The following is a 20,061-nucleotide window of genomic DNA, read 5'->3' as shown; positions in this document are numbered from 1 at the left end:
CATGCAGCAGTATTTTGTCAGGGGCAGTGCGATCTCTCCTGTCACCATCGAGGACAAGGAAACCGGCAAGCATATGTTTCAGGTTATGCGCTTGAAAGAAGATGATGAGGTGACCTTAGTCTTTGATGATGGTATCAAGCATTTGGCGCGTGTGCTGGATGTGGAAGCTTGTCAGTTTGAATTGGTAGAAGAACTAGCTGACAATGTGGAACTGCCCGTTCAAGTGACCATTGCATCTGGATTTCCCAAGGGGGACAAGCTAGAGTTTATCACTCAAAAAGTAACCGAGCTCGGAGCCAGCAAAATCTGGGCCTTTCCTGCAGATTGGTCCGTTGCTAAGTGGGATGGCAAGAAATTGGGTAAAAAGGTTGAAAAACTAGAAAAAATCGCCCTTGGAGCAGCAGAACAAAGCAAGCGTAATATGGTTCCAAGTATTCAGCTTTTTGAGAAGAAAGCAGATTTTCTAGCCCAACTTGACCAGTTTGACCGCGTCGTAGTGGCTTATGAAGAGTCGGCTAAAGAAGGAGAAGCCGCTGCGCTCTTACAAGCGGTCTCTGGTCTTGAAAAAGGAGCCAAATTGCTCTTTATCTTTGGTCCAGAAGGTGGTCTGTCACCTACAGAAATTGAGAGTTTTGAAGCTAAGGGAGCAGTCTTGGCAGGACTTGGTCCTCGCATTCTAAGAGCAGAAACAGCACCGCTTTACGCCTTATCAGCCCTTAGTGTTTTATTAGAATTAGAGAAATAAGAGGAAGAAAATGGAACAAAAACACCGTTCAGAATTTCCAGAGAAGGAACTCTGGGACTTAACAGCCCTATACCAAGACCGCGAGGATTTCTTGCGTGCAATCGAGAAAGCTCGTGAAGACATCAACCAATTTAGCCGTGACTATAAGGGGAATCTTCATACTTTTGAGGATTTTGAAAAGGCCTTTGCGGAATTGGAGCAAATCTACATTCAGATGAGCCATATTGGCAACTATGGATTTATGCCTCAGACGACAGATTATAGCAATGACGAATTTGCCAACATTGCTCAAGCTGGGATGGAATTTGAAACAGATGCCAGCGTAGCCTTGACCTTTTTTGACGATGCCTTGGTGGAAGCTGATGAGGAAGTCTTGGACCGTTTGGGTAAATTGCCACATTTAACGGCTGCCATTCGTCAGGCCAAAATCAAAAAAGCCCACTATCTAGGAGCTGATGTGGAGAAGGCCTTGACCAATCTGGGTGAAGTTTTCTATAGTCCACAGGACATTTATACTAAGATGCGAGCTGGGGATTTCGAAATGGCTGACTTTGAAGCCCATGGCAAGACCTACAAAAATAGCTTTGTTACCTATGAGAACTTCTACCAAAACCATGAGAACGCTGAGGTTCGTGAGAAATCCTTTCGTTCCTTTTCAGAAGGACTGCGTAAGCACCAAAATACGGCTGCAGCAGCCTATTTAGCCCAAGTCAAGTCTGAAAAACTCTTGGCAGATATGAAGGGATACGACTCTGTCTTTGATTATCTTCTGGCTGAGCAAGAAGTGGACCGTGCCATGTTTGACCGTCAGATTGACCTCATCATGAAGGATTTTGCACCCGTTGCTCAGAGATACCTCAAGCATGTTGCCAAGGTAAATGGTCTTGAAAAGATGACCTTTGCAGACTGGAAATTGGACTTGGACAGCGTCCTGAATCCTCAAGTGACTATTGACGATGCCTATGATTTGGTCATGAAGTCGGTAGAACCTTTGGGGCAAGAATATTGTCAGGAAGTTGCTCGTTATCAAGAAGAGCGCTGGGTGGACTTTGCTGCCAATAGTGGCAAGGATTCTGGTGGCTATGCAGCGGACCCATATCGCGTTCATCCATATGTCCTCATGAGCTGGACAGGCCGTTTGAGCGATGTCTATACCTTGATTCATGAAATCGGGCATTCTGGTCAATTCATCTTTTCAGATAATCATCAAAGCTACTTTAATGCCCACATGTCGACCTACTATGTTGAAGCGCCGTCAACCTTCAATGAATTGCTCCTCAGTGACTACTTGGAGCACCAGTCTGACGACTCTCGTCAAAAACGTTTTGCCCTTGCTCACCGCTTGACAGACACCTACTTCCATAATTTTATTACCCACCTCTTGGAAGCAGCCTTCCAGCGTAAGGTGTATACATTGATTGAAGAAGGGAAGACCTTTGGAGCAAGTAAGCTCAACAGCATTATGAAGGAAGTTTTGACGGATTTCTGGGGAGATGCCATTGAAATCGACGATGATGCAGCTTTGATTTGGATGCGCCAAGCTCATTATTACATGGGCTTGTATAGTTACACTTACTCAGCAGGACTAGTCATCTCGACTGCAGGTTACCTCCATCTTAAAAACTCAGAAACTGGAGCTGAGGACTGGCTCAATCTCCTCAAATCAGGTGGTAGCAAGACACCGCTTGAGTCAGCCATGATTATCGGAGCCGATATTTCAACAGACAAACCACTCCGTGATACCATTCAATTCTTGTCAGACACGGTTGACCAGATTATCGCCTACAGTGCCCAGTTGGGAGAGTAAAGGAATTTAGGATAACGATATGAACAGAATTAAAAAATGGCTGGAGCAGGATTCACAAAGAATACGTTTTATCAAAATTGGTCTAGTTTTATTGGGAATCATTTTATTGATTGCTTTGCCTACTCTCTATCTAGTTTTGAGTGGAGTTGGTATTTGGTATTTTGTAAAGAAAGCACCAGATATTCGAAAAAGAAATTTAATGATAGGGCTTTTCATTGTTAGTTTTGTTGCAGTTGTTCTTCAAACCCCAACAGTCACAAAGAAAACTTCATCTTCTCAGTCAGAAACTAAGCAGACTATGACATCTACTGCTTCTACATCTTCAACGGCGGATACTTCATCTAGCATAGAGGAGGCGAAACGAATTGAAGATGAGAAAAAAGCTAAAGAAAAAGCAGAAGAAGAGAGAATTGCCAAAGAAAAGGCCGCAAATGAGTTGCAAGAAAAAGGTGAAGACTTAGTCAAACAATTGGAAGAAAGTCAAGATCCGAGTCAAGTGAAGTCTGCCAAAGAAACAGTTAATCAGATTGAAAATAACGATAAAAAGGCAGAATTGCTCGACAGGATAGGTGCAGTTGAGTCATTAATTTCTCAAAAAGAAGAAGAGAAAAGAAATGCACGTGAAGCTGAAACTAAAGCCCAACAGCAAGATAGAATTGTCTATGTTGCAAACCATGGAAAATCAAAAGTTTATTGGTATAGTAAGGATAGAATGCCTTCAAAAACTATTAAATCTAATGTTGTCGAGATGACAGAGGCCGATGCAATTGCTGCAGGAAAAACTCTATCTAAAAAAGAATAAGATAGAAAGTTATCTTGGGCTGGCCTTTTGAACAGTTGCTAGAAATGTAGAGGTATTGACCATGTATCAAGAGTTACTTAGAAAAATAGCAGAAGAAAAACTAAGTTATCATGATGAAGAAATCCAATGGTTGCTTGATCACTTGGGAGATTCTTCTCCAGAAATTCGTGATGACCTTGTTTTTACAAGCTTTGCTAGAGGGATTCAGGAAGAACTATTTACACAGGAACAATTTCACTTCATTGCTGATGTGGTCTCAGCTGATGGAGGACTAGACAAAGAGATTGATAAGGTAGGCTTGTCAACCCTTGAACGTTCTTTTAGGGCGCTTATTTATGCAAATCTCTTGTCTGCAGATGCCAACCAGCAATCGATTTTCTATCAGAGATTAAAATCAGAAATTCGTAATGTCCTTTTAAATCAAGGTTTGTATTATCTTTCAAAAGAAAAGGATACAACAGGTTTTTCAAGTCAGTATGGTTGGGTTCACACTTTTGCACATGGAGCCGATTTACTGACAGAGGTGGTTTGTCATCCAGACTTTCCTAAAAACAGAGTTCATGAAGTATTTGACATACTTGGTCCATTATTTAAAAGAATTCCCATTCGTTTTACAGATGATGAAGATTGGCGTTTAGCAAGAGTGATCTATGAACCTATTTTACAAGGGAAGTTGGAGCAAGAGAAAGTAGCTTCTTGGATAAAAACTGTTGATTTTCCGATAGAAGAAAGGGAGGATTTTTACAAATTTTCCAACTTCAGATCCTGTCTGTTGGAAGTCTATGTCCAACTTGACCAGAGAAATAGTTTACAAGATGACTTGAAAGAAGCTATCCAGTCTTTTCAATGCTAGGGATAAGCTAATAGTACTTATTGAAAGAGTTTCTATTGTATCCTCCTAACTAATAATGAAAACTAACAAAAGAGGTTGAATCATTTTCCAACCTCTTTTTGTGTATCTTAATGGAATTGCATACCACCATCAACGATAATGGTTTGTCCTGTAATGTAGTTTGAATCTGGTCCTGCAAGGAAGCTGACGGCAGCAGCCACATCTTCTGGTTCAGATAGACGTTTTAGAGTAATATCTTTTGCAAATGTCTGCATACCCCATTCGTCATCTTTTCCTGCATTTTTACCAACTTCATGAGCGATGTCGTACATCATTGGTGTTTTCACAATACCTGGTGCGTAGGCGTTAACAGTGATGCCTGAGTCTGCTAAATCACGTGCTAATGTTTGCGTAATTCCGCGAACAGCAAATTTGGTTCCACCATAAACAGTTAGATTTGGATTACCGACTACACCAGCTTGAGAGGTTGCGTTGATAATTTTACCTCCGTGGCCAAGTGCTTTAAATTGTGCTTGTGCAGCTTGTGAACCCCAAATGACACCACCAACGTTGATACCGAAAGTGCGTGTAAATTGTTCCTCAGTAATTGTATCAAGAGGAGTAGTGGGAGCAACACCAGCGTTATTTACGACAACATTCAAATCGCCAAAATGGTCAACAACCTTTTGAAATGCTTGTGCAACTTCTGCCTGTTTCGAAACATCGGCCACGACAGCAAAGGCATTTTCAGCTGATAATTCGGCAACAGCTTTTTCAGCTGTTTCGGGATTGTAGTCTAAGACTCCTACCTTAAAGCCATCTTGAACCAATCGTTTTGCGATTGCAAAACCGATTCCTTGACCTGCACCTGTGACAATAGCAACTTTAGACATATGATTCCTCCTTGGTATCCACGATACCATTTAAACGTTCATAAAAGAACAGCAAAGTTGTAAAAATTAGTTCAAATTAGGGACTGAATAACTAATTAGAACTATATTGACATTATATAACTTTAGAAAAAATGTTTCAAATAAATGCTACCGTTTTTATAGAATTCTATCCTGAAAATTTCCAATCAATTTTCTTGAAACCTTTTCCCTCTTTTGATAGACTAGTATCTAGTTTTTGAAAAAAGGAGAAAGAGAATGAAAAAATTTGTCGCTGAGTTAATCGGTACGTTCATGCTTGTGTTCGTTGGGACAGGGGCTGTTGTTTTTGGAAATGGTCTTGATGGCCTTGGTCACCTTGGAATCGCCTTTGCCTTTGGTTTGGCAATCGTGGTGGCAGCCTACTCAATCGGAACTGTTTCAGGTGCTCACTTGAACCCGGCTGTTTCGATTGCTATGTTTGTTAACAAACGTTTGTCATCTTCAGAACTTGTAAACTACATCCTTGGTCAGGTTGTTGGAGCTTTCATCGCTTCTGGCGCAGTCTTCTTCCTCTTGGGTAATTCAGGTATGTCAACTGCTAGCCTTGGTGAAAATGCCTTGGCAAACGGTGTCACTGTCTTTGGTGGTTTCTTGTTTGAAATCATCGCAACTTTCTTGTTTGTCTTGGTTATCATGACTGTGACTTCAGAAAGTAAGGGCAATGGCGCGATTGCTGGTTTGGTAATCGGTTTGTCATTGATGGCGATGATTCTTGTCGGATTGAAGATTACTGGACTTTCAGTAAACCCAGCTCGTAGCTTGGCACCAGCTGTCTTGGTAGGCGGCGCAGCCCTTCAACAAGTTTGGATTTTCATCCTTGCACCAATCGCTGGTGGAGTTCTTGCAGCCCTTGTTGCGAAAAACTTCCTTGGAACAGAAGAATAATTGAAACTCAAAAAGCCTTGCTCCTCATCTTGAGGAACAGGGCTTTTTCGTATGAGTTTAGCGGTTGTCAATTTTCTCTGGATAAAGGTCGTGTTGGAAGAGGCGTTGTTCTGCCAAGCCTTCAAACTTAGTTCCAGGTTTACCGTAGTTGTAGTAGGGGTCGATTGAAATGCCACCGCGCGGAGTGAATTTTCCCCAGACTTCTAAATAGCGAGGGTCTAGCAAGTTGACCAAGTCTTTCCCGATGGTGTTGATACAGTTTTCGTGGAAATCTCCGTGGTTTCGGTAACTAAAGAGGTAGAGTTTGAGGGATTTTGACTCAACACAGAGCTTGTCAGGGATGTAGGAAATATAGATAGTCGCAAAGTCTGGCTGAGCGGTAATAGGGCAAAGCGAGGTAAATTCAGGACAGTTAAATTTGATAAAATAGTCATTTTCCACATGACGATTGTCAAAAGATTCGAGGACATCTGGTTGATAGTCAAAGATATAGTTGGTTTCTTTGTTGCCGAGGAGGCTTAGGTTTTTCATTTCTTCTTGTTGTGACATGATTTTTTCTTTCTAATCTTAAACACCACGTTGGTTATCGTAGAGGAGGGTATGGAGTTGAGGAAGGACGCGGACATTGCCCCAGCTATCGTCAGTAGCGACGCGTTCCCAGAGTTCTTTGAGACGGTTCAGTTGATCTTGGATAATATTGCCTGTGGCCTTGGGCTCAGGATTTCCAGCCGATAAGAAGAGGACATCTGGTTGGTAGCGTTCTTGTATTCCTTTAGCAAAGGCTAAATCTGCATCATCAAAGACAGGGATTTTAAAGGTGACCTTGTCTGGATCCAGTTGGGAAACGATAAAGTCCAAGGTCTCAAAGTTGACTTCCATCTTGGATGAAGGAGGTTTGGGACTCAGGGTGACTTGGTCGATGTCTTTTAACCAATTTTGCCAGCGAGAACCTTGAGTCTCGACAGCAAGGGTGACACCGCGTTCCTTGAGCTTAGTGACCAATTCGGCCATATTGGCTGCTAGGATAGCAGGATTTCCCCCAGACAGGGTGACATAGTCGTAGCTCCCCAATTTATCCAAGGCAGCAATGACCTCGTCAGCTGTCATACGAGTTGGCTTTTCAGAGCCATCCCAAGTAAAGGCAGAATCGCACCAGTCGCAGTGGTAGTCGCAACCAGCAGTGCGGACAAACATGGTTTTCTGCCCGATAGCACGGCCTTCACCTTGAAAGGTTGGGCCAAAAATTTCCAGAACTGGTAGTTTGAGGACACGTTCCCTAGTCATCTAACCACTCCCGTCTAAACTCTGCAAAGGCAGTCGGAGTCTCATAGAGGCGAACGTATTCCAAACGGAGACCGCGCTCGTCTGGCAACTCTTGACTCATGGTTTGGAAAATCCAGTAAACCATATTTTCAGCAGTCGTGTTCATATAGGGAAGAGTTTCATTGAGATAGCGATGGTCCAGGTGGGGCTCTAAGTAGTTCTTGTAGATCGCTTTGATGTCTCCGAAATCGTAGGTCATGCCACGTTCATCTAAAAATCCACTGACAGCAATCTGCAAATGATAGGTGTGGCCGTGCAGGGACTTACATTTTCCCTCATAGTGAAAGAGGTGGTGGGCAGCATCGAAGGTAAACTCTTTTGATACCAAGGTTCTGTGAGGATTGTAGACCAGAGACTCCCCAGTTTCCTGTTTGATTTCTTTGGGTGCAAAAAACATTAGTCCTTTCCTTTCTGTGAGAGATAAACATCTAGACCATGTTGACGTAGGTGGCAGGCTGGGCAATCTCCACAGCCACTCCCTATAATTCCGTTGTAGCAGGTTAAGGTCTTTTCACGAACATAGTCAAAGGCACCGAGTTGGTCAGCCAATTCCCAAGTTTCAGTCTTGTCCAGCCACATGAGAGGTGTTTGGATAACAAAGTCGTAATCCATAGCAAGGTTGAGGGTAACATTAAGGGATTTGACAAAGACATCTCGACAATCGGGGTAGCCTGAGAAGTCTGTCTCGCAGACACCTGTCACGATGTCTTTAATGCCCCGTTGCTTAGCAAGAACAGCCGCAAAGGATAGAAAGAGGTGGTTGCGACCATCAACGAAGGTATTGGGAATCTCTCCTTCTTTTTGCTCAATCTCCATATCAGAGGTCAGGGCATTTTCAGTGATTTGTCCCAGCAGAGACATATCTAGGATGTGATGGCGAATCCCCTGTTCCTTAGCGATTTCTTGGGCAACTTGAATTTCAAGATGGTGGCGTTGGCCATAGGCAAAGGTGACAGCTTCGACTGTTTCATAGTGTTCTTTAGCCCAAAAGAGGCAGGTTGTAGAATCTTGACCGCCACTAAAGACGACCAAGGCAGATTGACGTTTCATAGTACTCCTTCCAAAATGGGAAATGTTCAGAGCACGCAAAAAGCTCCCTTGAGGGAGCTAAAAAATACCAAGTCAAGGTTTTTTTTAGCGATGGCATGTCCCAAACATCGTAATATTCTACTTACAGTCTAGCATATTTTTTGAAAAATGGCAAAGAGCAAGAAAAAAGAGACCAAAGAAAGTACTTGGTCTCTAGTTTGATTAGCTCAATTCAGCAACGATGGCCTTGATTTGTTCTGCTGTGTGAACACCAGCAACTTGTTTGACAACTTGGCCGTCTTTTTTGAAGAGAAGAGTTGGGATAGACATGATTCCAAAAGCACGAGCTGTGTTTGGATTTTCATCAACGTCCATTTTAACGATTTTCAAGACATCTTCTGAAAGTTCTTCAGACAATTTATCCAAGATTGGACCTTGCATACGACATGGACCACACCAAGTTGCCCAGAAGTCTACCAAGACCAAACCGTCTTTTGTTTCTTGTTCGAATGTTGCATCTGTAATTGCTTTTGCCATTGTATTTCTCCTTTTTTAGTTATATTGGCTTAAATCTTGTTTCTTGAGATAGAAGAAGATGTCTCCATAAGTCCCATGGTAGTCCAAATCATGACCCTTATAAGTCAATTTTTGGACAGGGTAGTAGTCTGCGACGCCGATAAGGCAAGCTTGCTGCGAACGATCAAAGTCTTCATAAGACTCGAAAGTCACAGTTCTTTCGTTCTTGCTGGCATCTAAATAGGTGATTTCAATCATGTTTAAAACTCCTTTGTTTAATGATGACTTTATTTTACTCCTTGTAGAAGAGAATGTCAAGAAAAATGATTGCGCACGCAACTTTTTTCTAAAATCATCTCAAATCAAGAAATCCAAACCAGTTTCCAAGCTTGCTTCGACAGCCTTTTGTAGCGAGGTCAGTGTCTTTTGCCCATCACTTGTCAGGCAGATAAAACTAGAGCGTCTATCTTGATGGCAACACATGCGACTGAGCAGACCGCAATTTTTAGCTTCCAAACGAGCCACCATCCGAGAAACAGCGCTCGGGCTCAGATGAAGCTTATCTGGCAGGTCAATCTGGCGTAGAGATTTTTCTTCAGCCAAGTCCAGATAGTAGAGCAGGTAAAACTCTTTCAAGGTCAGACTTTGCTCGCTCTTCTGGGCAATGGTCTCTTCCAAGAGACTTTCAATTTCTTTCTGACGCCGATTGAAGTCAAACCATTTTTCCAAATAGGTCATAGTATCTCCTTTCTTTTTAGAGTTGTAAATAGAAGAAAGTCCATTTACGGACAGTCTCTGCATCACAAGATGATTGTGCATGCAATAATTATACTACTTTTCAAAAGAGCTAGCAAGTTCTGTTTTTTAGTGGTTTTCTTTTTTACTGTCCATATTTTTGGTAAAAATCAACTTTTACTTGGATGAAGGTTTTGGCTTCACGTAGGAGTTGAAGAAGGGTGGCACGGGTTTCAAATTCGTCTCTTGTCTTGGGCAGACTGCGGTTCCGGAAGACTTCCAGATAGCGTTCAATTTCATCTAGCAAATCAGAAGCAGGATTGGTCTGGCTTAGTTGACTAGCAATTTTTGAAAAGAGTTGGGCCAAAATCAGGCTTTCACTGGCAGCTAGGTGACAGGTGTTGATTTGGTGGGCCATATTTCGCAGGATACGACTTTGTCGCTGTCTCATCTCAAAGTAGTGGATATGGTAGTCGGTTTGGTGAAAGAGGTGGTCAGAGTGATCCAAATAGACCAGTCTGAGGGCTTCTTCTAAAAGTGTGTCTAATTCCTCTACCAACTGTGCTCGGTTGCGTCCATCCCCTCTGGATAAATAATATTTGAAACGCTGGAGGATATCTTTTAACTTTTCTTCCACCAGCGTGTGGTAGTGCTGGATTTCCTCTTCTCGTGAAGGCATGTAGAGATTGACCAGTAAGGCAAATCCTGTACCGATAGCAAAGAGAAGGAATTCATTGACTAGAAGGTCTGGAGAGGTTGATTTTTGCACCAAGAGATGGCTAACCAAGACGCTACTTGGTGTGATGCCAATTTCCCAGCCCATCTTATAGGCCAGGGGAACATAGAGGGCTAGATAGAGGCCGAGGCTCCAGATATGAAATCCGCTCAGGTGAAAAGCTAGAACACCGATAGCCAGAGCTAGGAGCATGGAAAAGAGTCGATTGCGAGCCAGTTTTAAAGTACTTCTACGCGTATCAGATAGGCTCAAGAGAGCGATAATTCCGGCCGAAACTGCTGAGGAAAGATTGAGAAAATAAGCAAGCAGGCAGGCAAGGCAGGTAGCTAAGATGAGCTTGGTCGTACGTTGGCTAATAGACATAAGAATTTCCTGATAATACTCAATGAAAATCAAAGAGCAAACTAGGAAGCTAGCCGTAGGCAGTACTTGAGTACGGCAAGGCGAAGCTGACGTGGTTTGAATTTGATTTTCGAAGAGTATAAGTTAGAATAAAAGAGCAAAAGACAAAACCTGAGCAGGCTTGCCTTTATGAGTTATTTTTTACGGGCTGCTGCGTATTCGGCAACGGCGGTAAAGAGAACATCTGTAGAAGAGTTAAGGGCTGTTTCACATGAGTCTTGGATGACCCCAATCACAAATCCAACCCCAACAACTTGCATGGCAATATCGTTAGAAATACCGAAAAGGCTACAAGCAACTGGGATAAGAAGGAGGGAACCTCCCGCAATACCAGAAGCACCACAGGCTGAGATAGCTGCTACTACACTGAGGACAAAGGCTGTGGCAAAGTCAACAGGGATTCCCAGAGTATTTACTGCAGCAAGGGTCAAAACGTTAATGGTAATCGCTGCCCCTGCCATGTTGATAGTAGAACCAAGTGGGATAGAAACAGAATAGGTATCTGGGTTTAGCCCGAGGTCATGGCAGAGTTTCATGTTGACAGGAATGTTAGCCGCAGAACTACGAGTGAAGAAGGCTGTCACACCGCTGACACGGAGGCAGTTCCAAACTAGAGGGTAAGGATTGCGTCTCATAAAGAAGAAGGCAATCAAAGGGTTGACCACAAGGGCAACAAAAAGCATAGTCGTTACTAATAGAACCAATAAAATACCGTAGTTGGCAAGGCTTCCGATTCCCTTATCGGAAATAGTTTTGAAGACAAGACCAAGGATTCCAAATGGAGCCAGGTTGATGATCCATTCGACAATTTTAGAAGTCACGTCAGCGATAGTTTTTAGCAATTCTTTACTATTTTTGCTGGCTTCTCTCATGGCAATTCCGAAAACAACTGCCCAAGATAGGATACCGATGTAGTTGGCAGTAATGAGGGCATTGACTGGATTGTCAACCAGTTTGAGCAAGAGGTTGCTGAGGACCTGCCCAATCCCATCTGGTGGTGCAATTTCAGTATTGGCACTATTTAGGGTAATTTCAATAGGGACGATGAAACTTGCTAGTACAGCTACAAGAGCAGCAGCGAAAGTCCCTAGGATATACAAGAAAATAACAGTTTTCATATTGCTATCTTGCCCCTTTTGATGTTGGGAAAGGGCATTGGCAACGAGGGCAAAGACTAGGATAGGAGCAACAGCTTTTAGACCTCCGACGAATAAATCCCCGAGTAGTCCAATTCCTGAGAGATTAGGAAGGGTCAGTCCTAGGATTCCCCCACAAAGCATACCAATCAAGATACGCTTGACAAGGCTTGCCTTATTCCAAGCATGAATGATTCTTTTCATAATAATCTCCTTTTTATGTAGTGATTATGATTATAGTATAAATGATAGGCAAAATCAAGAATTTTCTGTCTATTTTTTGAATATTTATGGAGAATGAGACCGATAAAAGTATGGTATAATGAAATAAAGGAGTTTTATATGCAAAAATTTATTCAAGCTTATATTGAAAAGCTAGATGTGACAACCATTATCGAGAATATTCTCACCAAGGTCATTTCTCTTTTACTGCTTTTGATTGTATTTTATATTGCTAAAAAAATGCTTCATACCATGGTGCAGAGAATTGTCAAACCTTCTCTAAAAATGTCTCATCATGATGTCGGACGCCAAAAGACTATTGCGCGTTTACTAGAAAATGTGTTTAATTATACGCTATATTTCTTTTTACTCTACTGTATTTTATCGATTTTAGGCTTACCTGTATCTAGTTTGTTGGCTGGAGCTGGGATTGCTGGGGTGGCGATTGGGATGGGAGCCCAAGGTTTTCTGTCTGATGTCATCAATGGCTTTTTCATCCTTTTTGAACGTCAACTGGATGTGGGAGATGAGGTCGTTCTGACAAATGGTCCTATTACTGTATCGGGCAAGGTCGTCAGCGTGGGAATTCGTACGACCCAGCTTCGTAGCGAGGAGCAAGCTCTTCACTTTGTTCCTAACCGAAATATCACAGTTGTTAGCAATTTCTCACGCACAGACTAGACCTGTTATTTTAAGTAATTTGTGGTACAATAGAAAGAGTTTAATAAAGGAGAAAAGATGGTTTTAGAAAAGCAGTTGGGCAATGGTTGTACCTGGATAGACCTTGATGTGGATAAGATTAAAAATATGGAAGATCTTTCTGACATCTATGGATTGGACAAGGAAACGATTGAATACGCACTGGATAGAAATGAACGCGCTCACATGGATTATCACCGTGAAAATGGGACTGTGACCTTTATCTACAATGTCTTGAACTTGAAAAAGGACAAGGAATACTACGAAGCCTTTCCCATGACCTTTATCGTGGAACATCATCGCCTGATTACCATTAGTAATACCAAGAACGCCTATGTCATTGAACAGATGACCCGTTATCTGGAGAGTCATGACACGCTTTCGATTTACAAGTTTCTCTTTGCCAGTCTGGAAATCATCAGCAATGCCTACTATCCTGTCATTGAGCAGATGGACAAGAGTAAGGACGAGGTTAATGGCCTCTTGCGCCAGCGGACGACTAAGAAAAACCTTTTTGCCCTTTCCGACTTGGAGACCGGTATGGTTTATCTTACGGCGGCTGCCAAGCAAAATCGCATGTTGCTGGAACATATTCAAGGGCATGCCCTCTATCGCAGTTTTAACGAGATTGAGAGAGAACAGTTTGATGATGCCATGATTGAGGCTCATCAGCTGGTATCCATGACAGACTTGATTTCTCAAGTCCTTCAACAACTATCAGCATCTTACAACAACATTCTAAACAATAATCTGAATGATAATTTGACAACCTTGACTATCATTTCAGTCTTGCTAGCTGTTTTGGCAGTCGTGACAGGCTTTTTCGGAATGAATGTTCCCCTACCTTTAACAGATGAGCCCCATGCTTGGCTCTACATCAGTTTGGCTAGTATAGGTTTGTGGATTGTTTTATCCTTATTACTAAGGAAAATTGCGAAAAAAAGTTAAGAAAAGGAGCCAAAATGGCGATTGAAAATTATATGCCAGATTTTGCTGTGGAAGCAGTTTATGATCTGACAGTCCCAAGCCTGCAGGAGCAGGGAATCAAGGCTGTTTTGGTCGATTTGGATAATACCCTCATTGCTTGGAATAATCCTGACGGAACACCAGAGATGAAGCAATGGCTACATGACCTTCGGGACGCGGGCATTCGCATTATCGTAGTCTCAAATAACACTAAGAAACGCGTCCAACGAGCAGTTGAGAAATTTGAGATTGACTACGTTTATTGGGCTCTGAAGCCCTTCACATTTGGAATTGACCGTGCCATGAAGGAATTCCACTATGAGAAAAAGGAAGTAGTCATGGTTGGCGACCAGCTTATGACAGATATTCGAGCAGCCCACCGTGCTGGCATTCGCTCGATTTTAGTCAAACCCTTGGTCCAACATGACTCGATCAAAACGCAGATTAACCGAGCTCGTGAGCGCCGTGTGATGCGAAAAATCACTGAAAAGTACGGACAGATTACATATAAAAAAGGAATTTAACTATGGAAGAAATTCTCTGTATTGGTTGTGGAGCAACCATTCAGACGACAGATAAGGTTGGTCTTGGATTTACCCCCCAGTCGGCACTTGAAAAAGGTTTGGAGACAGGTGAAGTCTATTGCCAACGTTGTTTCCGTCTCCGCCACTACAATGAAATCACGGATGTCCAGTTGACAGACGATGATTTCCTCAAGCTCTTACACGAGGTGGGAGACAGTGATGCCTTAGTGGTTAATGTCATTGATATCTTTGATTTTAATGGCTCTGTCATCCCAGGCTTGCCACGTTTTGTATCAGGCAATGATGTCCTCTTGGTCGGAAATAAAAAAGATATCCTACCTAAGTCAGTTAAACCGGGCAAGATTAGCCAGTGGCTCATGGAGCGTGCCCACGAAGAAGGACTTCGTCCAGTCGATGTTGTCCTAACTTCAGCACAAAACAAACATGCCATTAAGGAAGTCATTGACAAAATCGAGCATTACCGTAAGGGCCGCGATGTTTATGTTGTTGGGGTAACAAATGTTGGAAAATCAACTCTTATCAATGCTATTATCCAAGAAATCACGGGTGACCAGAATGTCATTACGACTTCACGCTTCCCGGGGACAACTTTGGACAAAATCGAGATTCCGCTTGATGATGGTTCTTATATCTACGATACACCGGGAATCATCCACCGTCACCAAATGGCTCATTACTTGACGGCTAAAAACCTCAAGTATGTCAGCCCCAAAAAGGAAATCAAGCCTAAAACCTATCAGCTCAATCCTGAACAAACCCTGTTTTTAGGCGGTCTAGGACGCTTTGACTTCATTGCGGGTGAAAAGCAAGGATTCACAGCCTTCTTTGATAATGAACTCAAACTACACCGTACCAAACTAGAAGGCGCTAGTGCTTTCTATGACAAGCACGTCGGAACCCTTCTGACACCACCAAATAGCAAGGAAAAAGAAGATTTTCCAAAATTAGTTCAACATGTCTTTAATATCAAGGAAAAGACAGACCTAGTCATCTCAGGCCTAGGCTGGATCCGCGTAACAGGCACCGCCAAAGTCGCCGTCTGGGGACCAGAAGGCGTTGCCGTCGTCACACGAAAAGCCATTATTTAAACCAAAATCGCTGAGCGAACAAAGTGAGCTCATATAGCGATAGTTATTGCCGTGGTGTGATTGCCAATCTGTAGATTGGCAAGGGGCACAATTGAGACCAAGGCTCAATTGTGAGGTCAGGAAATCCATTTTTCAAAGATGGGATCTTTGGGAAATTAGTTCCGACCGTCCCTCACCACCTAAAATAACTATCAAAAAAACAAGGAAGAAATTATGTCATTAACATCAAAACAACGTGCCTTCCTCAACAGCCAGGCACACACTCTCAAACCCATCATCCAAATCGGGAAAAATGGTCTCAACGACCAAATCAAAACCAGCGTTCGTCAAGCTCTTGACGCCCGCGAATTGATTAAGGTAACTCTCTTGCAAAATACAGATGAAAATATCCACGAAGTCGCTGAAATCTTGGAAGAAGAAATCGGTGTGGATACAGTCCAAAAAATTGGACGCATCTTGATTTTATTTAAACAATCTAGCAAGAAAGAAAATCGCAAGATTTCTAAAAAAGTCAAAGAAATCTAAAAACCTACTCCAAATAACTGTTTTTACAGAGAAATAAAGGAGACTAGCCTATGGCAATTGAACTATTAACTCCCTTTACCAAGGTAGAGTTGGAGCCAGAAATCAAGGAGAAAAAACGCAAACAAGTCGGGATTTTAGGGGGCAATTTTAACCCCGTTCACAATGCCCATCTCATTGTTGCGGATCAAGTGCGCCAGCAGTTGGGACTAGATCAAGTTCTGCTTATGCCTGAATACCAACCTCCTCATGTAGATAAAAAGGAAACAATCCCTGAACACCATCGTCTCAAGATGCTTGAGTTGGCGATTGAGGGGATTGAAGGTCTGGACATTGAAACCATTGAGTTGGAGCGCAAGGGCATTTCCTATACCTACGACACCATGAAAATCTTGACAGAGCAACATCCAGATACGGATTATTACTTTATCATCGGTGCCGACATGGTGGACTATTTGCCTAAGTGGTATCGAATTGATGAACTGGTTGATATGGTTCAGTTTGTGGGAGTTCAGCGCCCACGCTATAAGGCTGGCACTTCCTATCCAGTTATCTGGGTGGATGTGCCTCTCATGGATATCTCATCTAGCATGGTGCGTGACTTCCTGGCCCAAGGTCGGAAACCCAACTTTCTCCTACCTCAGCCTGTGCTAGATTTCATCGAGAAGGAGGGGCTCTACTGATGGCCTATCAAGACTATATCAACTGCTCCCGTGAGGCTTTGTTAGAAAAAATGGCAGAGCTTCTACCTGAAAAACGCTTAACCCATTGTCTAGGTGTGGAGCGTGCAGCCATAGAACTGGCGGAGAGATTTGGAGTCGATGCCGAGAAAGCAGGCTTAGCAGGGCTCCTTCATGACTATGCTAAAAAGCTGTCAGATCAGGAATTTTTAGACTTGATTGACCGTTATCAGCTAGACCCTGACCTCAAAAACTGGGGCAATAATGTCTGGCATGGGCTGGTTGGTATCTACAAGATTCAAGAAGATTTGGATTTGCATGATACAGAAATCCTGCGAGCCATTGAAATCCATACAGTCGGTGCTGGTCAGATGACAGATTTAGATAAGGTCATCTATGTCGCAGACTATATCGAGCACAATCGAGCCTTTCCTGGAGTAGACCAGGCGCGTGAGATTGCAAGTCAATCGCTCAATAAGGCGGTGGCCTATGAAACAGCTCGTACCGTGGAGCATCTAGCTCATCAGGGATTTCCCATCTATCCCCAAACCCTTGAAACCTATAACGCCTTTGTGCACTATTTGAAAGAGGACTAAATGAAGACGGCTTTTATAATCATTGATGTTCAGAATATTTTAGTGGAAACCGGTTTTCAGACAAATAGTCTATTGGAAAAAATTTCTTATTTACAAAACCAGGCTAGAAGTAAGAATATCGAAATTATTTATGTTCAACATATTGAGAACGCTGAAGCTCAAACATCAGAAGATTGGCAGTTATCTGAGCTTTTAAACCGAAAACCTGATGAAAAGGTCTTTCAGAAGAAGTATAACAGTATTTTCAAAGAAACTGGTTTAAAAGAATATTTGGATAAACAGGGGATTGAAAAATTAGTTTTATGTGGTATGCAGACAGAATATTGTGTGGATACCTCTGTCAAGGTTGCTTTTGAATATGGCTATCAGCTTATTATTCCAGAAGGAACTTGCACAACGTTTGATGGGAAAGACATTCCAGCAGAAACGATAAATGAATTCTATGAGGGTATTTGGGAGGGGCGCTTTGCAGATGTCCTAGATTACAAACATATTTTCTAGAAAGAGGACTAAATGAACGAAAAAGAATTACTAGAACTAGTCGTGAAAGCGGCTGATGAGAAACGTGCGGAGGATATCCTTGCACTCGACGTACAAGATTTGACCAGCGTGACGGACTACTTTGTCATCACGAGCTCGATGAATAGCCGTCAGTTGGACGCTATTGCTGATAACATTCGTGAAAAAGTAGCCGAAGCTGGTGTTAAAGGCAGCCATGTCGAAGGCGATGCGGCAGGAGGCTGGGTCTTGCTAGACCTTGGTGGTGTCGTTGTGCATATCTTCTCAGAAGAAATGCGTGCCCACTATAACTTAGAAAAACTATGGCATGAGGCGAATTCAGTAGATATTTCAGAAGCTCTTGCTTAGAAGATGAACTCAGTTGTAGTCAACTGGGTTTCTTTGCTTATTTTAGAAAAATTGATAGAAAGGTAAAGAGCTAGTGGTGTTTGCCATTGAGGCTCTTGGTATCATGATTATGGCAACTTATGAAACCTTTGCGGCTGTTTACGATGTTGTGATGGATGATAGTTTATACGATAAATGGACGGATTTTTCGCTGCGTCATTTGCCTAAGACCAAGGAGAGAAAGAAACTCTTGGAACTGGCTTGTGGAACAGGAATTCAATCGGTGCGCTTCTCTCAGGCTGGTTTTGATGTGACTGGACTGGACTTGAGTGCTGATATGTTGAAAATTGCCGAAAAGAGAGCTGCTTCAGCCAAGCAAAAGATTGATTTCATTGAAGGAAATATGCTGGATTTGTCCAAGGCAGGTCAATATGATTTTGTCACTTGTTATTCGGACTCAATCTGCTACATGCAGGATGAAGTGGAAGTAGGGGACGTTTTTAAGGAAGTCTATAATGCTCTTAATGAAGACGGAGTTTTCATCTTTGACGTGCATTCGACTTACCAGACAGATGAAGTTTTTCCAGGCTATTCCTACCATGAAAATGCGGAAGATTTCGCTATGCTTTGGGACACCTATGAGGATTCAGCACCACATTCTATCGTACATGAGCTGACCTTCTTTATCAAGGAGGATGACGGTTCCTTTAGTCGTCACGATGAAGTGCATGAGGAGCGGACCTATGAGGTCTTGACCTATGATATTTTGTTGGAACAGGCTGGATTCAAGTCCTTCAAACTCTATGCGGACTTTGAGGACAAGGAGCCAACAGAAACTAGCACCCGTTGGTTTTTTGTGGCGCAGAAGTAGGAGATCACTATGACCATCACGGGTATTATCGCGGAGTTTAATCCTTTTCATAATGGACACAAATACCTGCTGGAACAGGCTGAAGGACTGAAAGTCGTGGCTATGTCTGGAAATTTCATGCAGAGAGGCGAGCCTGCTATTGTAGATAAGTGGACACGGACCCAGATGGCGCTGGAAAACGGAGCAGATCTGGTAGTGGAATTGCCCTTTTTAGTCAGTGTTCAGGCAGCTGATTTCTTCGGTCAAGGAGCTGTGGATATCTTGGCTCGCTTGGGCATTGATAATCTAGCTTTTGGGACAGAGGAAGTTCTGGATTACCAGGAAATCGCTGACTTATACACAGAGCAAGGTGCTGAGATGGAGAAATTTGTGGAAAATCTGCCTGATTCCCTTTCCTATCCCCAGAAAACCCAAGCCATGTGGAAGGAATTTGCTGGTCTTGATTTTTCAGGTAATACCCCCAATCATGTTCTTGCTCTCGCTTATGCCAAGGCGGTTGCGGGACGAAATATCAAGATGCATCCAATTCAACGTCAGGGGGCGGGTTACCATTCTGTGGATAAAGATGTGGACTTTGCCTCGGCTACAGCCCTCCGTCAGCACCAGAGAGATACAGATTTCTTAGAACGCTTTATGCCTTCTGTTGCTCTATTTGAGCAGGCTAATAAGGTGAGCTGGGAAGACTATTTTCCCTTGCTCCGCTATCAAATCTTATCAAATCTCGACCTAACCACCATCTATCAGGTCAATCAAGAAATGGCAGTGCGCATCAAGGATGCTATCAAGATAGCCCAATCTGTGGAAGACTTGGTTGAAGCGGTTGCGACCAAGCGTTACACCAAGGCGCGTGTCAGACGCCTCTTGACCTATATCTTGGTGCAAGCTAGAGAAGGTGACTTGCCAGAAGCCATTCATGTCCTTGGATTTACTGAAAAAGGCAGGCAACATCTCAAGTCTTTGAAAGGTCAGGTCAGTCTAGTCAGCCGAATTGGCAAAGAACCTTGGGATGTCATGACTCAAAAGTCAGACCAGATTTACCAACTAGGAAATCCAAGTATAGCAGACCAGAATTTTGGAAGAGTGCCGATAAGAATAGAAACAAACTAAGTCTACTGAAAGGTGGACTTTTTGAGATTTTTTACGAAT

At 42.8% G+C, this 20,061-nt stretch carries 26 protein-coding genes; 16 read left to right on the top strand and 10 right to left on the bottom strand.

The genetic code is table 11. The features are described 5' to 3' along the window. Window position 1: 1 nt before the first annotated feature. The 4 genes from HT725_RS05390 to HT725_RS05375 all read left to right on the top strand — a co-directional run bounded on the left by HT725_RS05390 (window position 2) and on the right by HT725_RS05375 (window position 4,207). The gene (locus HT725_RS05390) at window positions 2-745 is read left to right on the top strand and encodes a 16S rRNA (uracil(1498)-N(3))-methyltransferase (RefSeq protein WP_173219565.1); all 744 of its coding nucleotides are present in this window, start codon (window positions 2-4) and stop codon (window positions 743-745) included. Between the two features lie 10 nt (window positions 746-755). Next, the gene (pepF, locus tag HT725_RS05385) at window positions 756-2,552 is read left to right on the top strand and encodes an oligoendopeptidase F (protein ID WP_173219562.1); all 1,797 of its coding nucleotides are present in this window, start codon (window positions 756-758) and stop codon (window positions 2,550-2,552) included. 19 nt (window positions 2,553-2,571) lie between these two features. Next, complete coding sequence (locus HT725_RS05380) at window positions 2,572-3,354, top strand: deoxyribonuclease (RefSeq protein WP_173219559.1); 783 nt, start codon at window positions 2,572-2,574, stop codon at window positions 3,352-3,354. Window positions 3,355-3,415: 61 nt separating this feature from the next. Next, window positions 3,416-4,207, top strand: a complete 792-nt coding sequence (locus HT725_RS05375) for a DUF2785 domain-containing protein (RefSeq protein WP_173219705.1) — start codon at window positions 3,416-3,418, stop codon at window positions 4,205-4,207. 107 nt (window positions 4,208-4,314) lie between these two features. Here the strand turns inward: HT725_RS05375 and HT725_RS05370 are convergent, their stop codons facing one another. Beyond that, window positions 4,315-5,079 (bottom strand): (S)-acetoin forming diacetyl reductase, encoded by a 765-nt coding sequence (locus HT725_RS05370; RefSeq protein WP_000048147.1) that lies wholly within the window; start codon window positions 5,077-5,079, stop codon window positions 4,315-4,317. Between the two features lie 255 nt (window positions 5,080-5,334). Here HT725_RS05370 and HT725_RS05365 point away from each other — a divergent pair, with 255 nt between their 5' ends. Then, window positions 5,335-6,003 (top strand): MIP/aquaporin family protein, encoded by a 669-nt coding sequence (locus tag HT725_RS05365; RefSeq protein ID WP_173233180.1) that lies wholly within the window; start codon window positions 5,335-5,337, stop codon window positions 6,001-6,003. 57 nt (window positions 6,004-6,060) lie between these two features. Here HT725_RS05365 and queF read toward each other — a convergent pair whose 3' ends face one another. From queF to sstT, 9 genes are all read right to left on the bottom strand, one after another. After that, a complete protein-coding gene (queF, locus tag HT725_RS05360; RefSeq protein ID WP_173233178.1) occupies window positions 6,061-6,552 on the bottom strand; it encodes a preQ(1) synthase in 492 nt (163 codons plus the stop codon). A gap of 18 nt (window positions 6,553-6,570) precedes the next feature. Further along, window positions 6,571-7,287, bottom strand: coding sequence for a 7-carboxy-7-deazaguanine synthase QueE (queE, locus tag HT725_RS05355; protein ID WP_045611102.1), 717 nt, complete (start codon window positions 7,285-7,287; stop codon window positions 6,571-6,573). After that, on the bottom strand, window positions 7,280-7,723 hold the full coding sequence (gene queD, locus HT725_RS05350) for a 6-carboxytetrahydropterin synthase QueD (RefSeq protein ID WP_000464575.1): 444 nt from the start codon (window positions 7,721-7,723) through the stop codon (window positions 7,280-7,282). Before queD ends, queE begins: the two co-directional genes overlap by 8 nt. After that, entirely contained in the window at window positions 7,723-8,376 is a 654-nt protein-coding gene (queC, locus tag HT725_RS05345; RefSeq protein WP_164226099.1) for a 7-cyano-7-deazaguanine synthase QueC, read from the bottom strand. The genes queD and queC overlap by 1 nt, the downstream gene beginning before the upstream one ends. A gap of 201 nt (window positions 8,377-8,577) precedes the next feature. Further along, window positions 8,578-8,892, bottom strand: a complete 315-nt coding sequence (gene trxA, locus HT725_RS05340) for a thioredoxin (RefSeq protein WP_001029581.1) — start codon at window positions 8,890-8,892, stop codon at window positions 8,578-8,580. 15 nt (window positions 8,893-8,907) lie between these two features. Beyond that, window positions 8,908-9,129, bottom strand: a complete 222-nt coding sequence (locus HT725_RS05335; protein ID WP_000570253.1) for a DUF4649 family protein — start codon at window positions 9,127-9,129, stop codon at window positions 8,908-8,910. A gap of 99 nt (window positions 9,130-9,228) precedes the next feature. Beyond that, window positions 9,229-9,609, bottom strand: a complete 381-nt coding sequence (locus HT725_RS05330; protein WP_112443854.1) for a MarR family transcriptional regulator — start codon at window positions 9,607-9,609, stop codon at window positions 9,229-9,231. Window positions 9,610-9,751: 142 nt separating this feature from the next. Further along, the gene (locus tag HT725_RS05325; protein WP_164226100.1) at window positions 9,752-10,705 is read right to left on the bottom strand and encodes an aromatic acid exporter family protein; all 954 of its coding nucleotides are present in this window, start codon (window positions 10,703-10,705) and stop codon (window positions 9,752-9,754) included. 173 nt (window positions 10,706-10,878) lie between these two features. After that, a complete protein-coding gene (gene sstT, locus HT725_RS05320; protein WP_119943197.1) occupies window positions 10,879-12,084 on the bottom strand; it encodes a serine/threonine transporter SstT in 1,206 nt (401 codons plus the stop codon). Window positions 12,085-12,222: 138 nt separating this feature from the next. Here sstT and HT725_RS05315 point away from each other — a divergent pair, with 138 nt between their 5' ends. The 11 genes from HT725_RS05315 to HT725_RS05265 all read left to right on the top strand — a co-directional run bounded on the left by HT725_RS05315 (window position 12,223) and on the right by HT725_RS05265 (window position 20,022). Next, window positions 12,223-12,783, top strand: coding sequence for a mechanosensitive ion channel domain-containing protein (locus HT725_RS05315; protein WP_172922536.1), 561 nt, complete (start codon window positions 12,223-12,225; stop codon window positions 12,781-12,783). Between the two features lie 57 nt (window positions 12,784-12,840). After that, a complete protein-coding gene (locus HT725_RS05310) occupies window positions 12,841-13,749 on the top strand; it encodes a magnesium transporter CorA family protein (RefSeq protein WP_173253175.1) in 909 nt (302 codons plus the stop codon). Between the two features lie 14 nt (window positions 13,750-13,763). Continuing rightward, a complete protein-coding gene (locus HT725_RS05305; RefSeq protein ID WP_173253174.1) occupies window positions 13,764-14,291 on the top strand; it encodes a YqeG family HAD IIIA-type phosphatase in 528 nt (175 codons plus the stop codon). Window positions 14,292-14,293: 2 nt separating this feature from the next. Beyond that, window positions 14,294-15,400, top strand: coding sequence for a ribosome biogenesis GTPase YqeH (gene yqeH, locus HT725_RS05300; protein ID WP_173219941.1), 1,107 nt, complete (start codon window positions 14,294-14,296; stop codon window positions 15,398-15,400). A 213-nt stretch (window positions 15,401-15,613) separates the two neighbouring features. Next, window positions 15,614-15,925, top strand: coding sequence for a ribosome assembly RNA-binding protein YhbY (yhbY, locus tag HT725_RS05295; RefSeq protein ID WP_000060169.1), 312 nt, complete (start codon window positions 15,614-15,616; stop codon window positions 15,923-15,925). Between the two features lie 50 nt (window positions 15,926-15,975). Next, a complete protein-coding gene (locus HT725_RS05290; RefSeq protein WP_173219938.1) occupies window positions 15,976-16,605 on the top strand; it encodes a nicotinate-nucleotide adenylyltransferase in 630 nt (209 codons plus the stop codon). After that, window positions 16,605-17,198 carry a bis(5'-nucleosyl)-tetraphosphatase (symmetrical) YqeK gene (gene yqeK, locus HT725_RS05285; protein ID WP_173219935.1) on the top strand — a complete coding sequence of 198 codons (594 nt, stop codon included), beginning with the start codon at window positions 16,605-16,607 and terminating at the stop codon, window positions 17,196-17,198. The genes HT725_RS05290 and yqeK overlap by 1 nt, the downstream gene beginning before the upstream one ends. Beyond that, a complete protein-coding gene (locus tag HT725_RS05280) occupies window positions 17,199-17,699 on the top strand; it encodes a cysteine hydrolase family protein (RefSeq protein WP_173219932.1) in 501 nt (166 codons plus the stop codon). 12 nt (window positions 17,700-17,711) lie between these two features. After that, a complete protein-coding gene (gene rsfS / locus HT725_RS05275; protein WP_050230861.1) occupies window positions 17,712-18,065 on the top strand; it encodes a ribosome silencing factor in 354 nt (117 codons plus the stop codon). A 109-nt stretch (window positions 18,066-18,174) separates the two neighbouring features. Further along, a complete protein-coding gene (locus HT725_RS05270; RefSeq protein ID WP_319946281.1) occupies window positions 18,175-18,915 on the top strand; it encodes a class I SAM-dependent methyltransferase in 741 nt (246 codons plus the stop codon). 9 nt (window positions 18,916-18,924) lie between these two features. Beyond that, on the top strand, window positions 18,925-20,022 hold the full coding sequence (locus HT725_RS05265) for a nucleotidyltransferase (RefSeq protein ID WP_173219926.1): 1,098 nt from the start codon (window positions 18,925-18,927) through the stop codon (window positions 20,020-20,022). Window positions 20,023-20,061: the final 39 nt, after the last annotated feature.

Source organism: Streptococcus sp. 2579 (assembly GCF_013277195.1).
Taxonomy (GTDB): domain Bacteria; phylum Bacillota; class Bacilli; order Lactobacillales; family Streptococcaceae; genus Streptococcus.
Note: the sequence above shows the minus strand (reverse complement) of the source record. Positions and strands in the feature narration are given on the sequence as shown.